At 57.7% G+C, this 1785-nt stretch carries 2 protein-coding genes; both read right to left on the reverse strand.

From position 1 onward, the window contains the following. Nucleotides 1–252: 252 nt before the first annotated feature. Nucleotides 253–741 carry a copper chaperone PCu(A)C gene (locus EYC95_RS29985; protein WP_131063532.1) on the reverse strand — a complete coding sequence of 163 codons (489 nt, stop codon included), beginning with the start codon at nucleotides 739–741 and terminating at the stop codon, nucleotides 253–255. Continuing rightward, complete coding sequence (locus EYC95_RS29990; protein ID WP_131063533.1) at nucleotides 741–1346, reverse strand: SCO family protein; 606 nt, start codon at nucleotides 1344–1346, stop codon at nucleotides 741–743. The genes EYC95_RS29985 and EYC95_RS29990 overlap by 1 nt, the downstream gene beginning before the upstream one ends. Nucleotides 1347–1785: the final 439 nt, after the last annotated feature.

The following is a 1785-nucleotide window of genomic DNA, read 5'->3' on the forward strand; positions in this document are numbered from 1 at the left end:
CACGCATCCTATTAATCCTCCGCAAGGACCGTATGTGTAAAAGAGCCAGGGGCGCAGGTGGTAACGCAGACCACTTCGGTCTGTCAGAATGGACGCTGGGGGCCGCTTCGCAGCCCAACGGGGCGGTGCGACGTTTCGCTAAATCCCCTCGCCACAAAAGCCCCCTCGCCACAGGTAAACCCCCCATGCCACAAGAGCCCCGTCACCACAAATGTAGGAGGGGCCGCGCTTAAGTGAGCAGCATTACAACCATTAATGCATCTTGCTATGGTCAGCCATGCCGAGTGCCCGGGCTTCGGCCTGCACTTCAATCGTCTCTTTCTCGCCCTTGGCGTTTTCCACGGTCAGGGTCAGGGGGACTTTATCGCCTTCCTTCACCTGCGCCGTCAGGTCCATCAGCATCACATGGTAGCCGTGGGGATCAAAGCTCACCGGTTTGCCGGCCGGCAGCGCGACGGACTCGACCTGACGCATGCTCATCACGTCGTCTTTCATGGTTGATTGGTGGATTTGCACGGTTTTGGCGACAGGCGACTGCACGCTGAGCAGCTTGCTGTCGCTGTCGGCTTGCAGGGTCATGAACGCGCCAGTCGACGGCTGACCGGCCACTGTCGCGCGGACCCAGGCGTCGTCCACTTTGGTTTGTGCGGATACTTGCCAGGCCATGCCGATCAGGGCGCAGCCCAGGATCAGTTGTTTGGCACGTCGCGAGAAAGCGGTGTTTGCGTGGATCGAATTCATTAGCAGACTTCCATGACGGTGAGCAGGTCTTCTGCGCACTCTTGAGCGGTAAGGGACGCGGACAGCCCCAGGCGCAGGTTGCCCCGGGAGTCGAAGACGTAGCTTGTCGCGGTGTGGGAAAGGGTGTAGGTCGAACCGCTCGGGATCTTTTCGAAGAACACGCCAAACTCTTTGGCGGTGGCGGCGGTTTCTTCCAGCGTGCCGTGCAACGCCTCGAAGCTCGGGTCGAATGATTTGACGTAGGCATCGAGCATTTGCGGGGTGTCGCGTTCGGGGTCGAGGGTGATGAAAATCACCTGTAGCTTCTCGCCGTCGCGGCCCATCAGTTTCTTGGCTTGCGCCGCACGGGCCAGCGTTGTCGGGCAGACCGCCGGGCATTGGGTGAAACCGAAGAACACCATCGGCATCAGGCCGCGATAGCTGGTGAGCATCTTCGTCTCGCCCTGGGCGTCTTTCAGCTTGAAGGTACGTCCCATGATCTTGTCGCTGAGGTCCTTGCCGTATTTGAACGACAGCTTTGGGCTGTCATCGCAGCCGGCGAGCAGGCCAAGACTCAACAAGCCCATACCGCGCAGGACCGTGCGACGGGTAAACAACGTACTCATGGAAAAGCATTCCTGTGTTGCGACGTGAAATCTGCAGCGCCTGATGAGTCAGACGAAAAAAACGCGTGGATATTAACAAACTGTGACCGTGCTTCGCTCATTGTTGGACGAGGGGCTGTTTTGGTACAGGTGCAGGAAGCGCAAAAAACTACGGATCAGCAGAAAAACGCAGACCACTGACTTCCCGGCCTTAACGCGATCCCCAGTAGCAGCTGGCGAACTGTGGTGAGGGGATTTATCCCCGTTCGACTGCGCAGCAGTCGTCAATCCTGTACATGCGTGTTGGAATGAACTGCTGGGGCCGCTTCGCAGTGTAGTGGTCTAATTTCCCCGGACACCTCGATAGGTGGAAAATGCATCTATCGAGGAGATTTTCATGACCGACAAACGCAGAACATTCGACGACAGCTTCAAGCTGGAAGTCGTGAAGATGATCAAG

This window comes from Pseudomonas sp. BGI-2 (assembly GCF_004310295.1).
Taxonomy (GTDB): Bacteria; Pseudomonadota; Gammaproteobacteria; order Pseudomonadales; family Pseudomonadaceae; genus Aquipseudomonas.